Annotated in this window: 1 protein-coding gene; it reads right to left on the bottom strand. The window is 39.8% G+C overall.

Going from position 1 to position 1,285, the window contains the following annotated elements; translation table 11 throughout:
- Positions 1-27: 27 nt before the first annotated feature.
- A complete protein-coding gene (locus tag QUA04_RS29670; RefSeq protein WP_333264388.1) occupies positions 28-1,224 on the bottom strand; it encodes a hypothetical protein in 1,197 nt (398 codons plus the stop codon).
- Positions 1,225-1,285: the final 61 nt, after the last annotated feature.

Below are 1,285 nucleotides of genomic sequence, written 5' to 3'. Positions count from 1 at the left end.
TACCGGAACTGGTCTAAACTAACTATGTTATTCTACCACAAATATAGTCTGTCTACTTACGCCGAGCTGTACTAGTTCGTTAGCCAGAGCTTCTTCGTTGATGTATTCGTTTTCTTGGGCGAGGGTAATAGCTTTGTCGTACATCTCAATCGCCTCTATTTTTCCCCCTAAAACCCGATGCCGCTCTGCCTCTACTAGATAGAATTTATGCAGATGATTCATTGGGGCATGATGCGCCCATTTCTGCATTTTTTCTTGATTAGCTTGTACGCGAACGAGAATTTTCTGTTGTTCAGATTCTTGGCTATTGGCATACACCGCTAGCCGTACTAAAGAATCGTAAAAATAGAATAGAGGAACAAGAGGCATTCCTACCACTGCATTTAAATACTTCTCTGCTATGGCACTATTTTCAATCGCTTCTGAGTAATTTTCAAACCAATAACTAAGTAAAAGTTTGGGCCAATATATGTAGGCAAGTCCCAATTTGTCATTTGCTTGCTCGTGCAGTGGCAATCTCATCTGCTCATCACAGGCTTCACCTTTTAAAAGTGAGGGATTTTCACTTTTCCCAAGCATATTTAAGGTAGCCTGCCAATGGGCTTCTATATAATTAATTGAGGTCTCTTGCTTGATTTTATGAATAGCATCTCTGTTGATTGCTATCTCTCTTTCAAGAACAGTCAGTTCTTGACCGCTAAAGTAAGCAAAACCGGAGTACATAACTAGACCATAGGCACTATATTCTAAGTCTCCTGTTTCCATTCCGCTAGAGTAACCTGACACCAAAGGCTCTAAGGTTTCTCTCAGATGCTCTTTCCAATGTCGGATGAGTGTATTTACAATGAAGATTGTCTTGGCTTTGATTTCTTGAGCATTTAACTTTGATAGTAGAGTTAAAGCCAATTGACCAAACTGATAGCCTGAATCAATATCTCCCACAATGGCACAAAGAAGAAGACCATAATTGCCATAAGCAAACGGAGAAACAGAAGCATTACCATATTCGACGGATAAATTTATTTGTTTGCACACCGTCAAGGGTACCAGTTCTGGCGCAGCAAGGTATGCAGGAGAAAAGATACTTGATAAAACTCTCATGGCTGCTAGTTTATAGGCATCGGTCATTTGAGGTAGGTTAGCTAAATCCTCAATTTCCAAGCCCTTCAAAATTGCCGCAGTTTCCCCTAGTGCCTGGCCAATATCTGACCAGGGTAAGCTCATCTAATTTAGTATAAATTGTACTTGACAAAAAGACAAATATAAAAAATGTGGTATTTACGTA

This window comes from Microcoleus sp. S13_C5 (assembly GCF_036700845.1).
Classification (GTDB): domain Bacteria; phylum Cyanobacteriota; class Cyanobacteriia; order Cyanobacteriales; family Microcoleaceae; genus Microcoleus.
Note: the sequence above shows the minus strand (reverse complement) of the source record. Positions and strands in the feature narration are given on the sequence as shown.

What these genes read in the sequence shown, in the direction of transcription:
- QUA04_RS29670 (WP_333264388.1), bottom strand. Translation starts at nt 1,224, where the DNA reads ATGAGCTTACCCTGGTCAGATATTGGCCAGGCACTAGGGGAAACTGCG.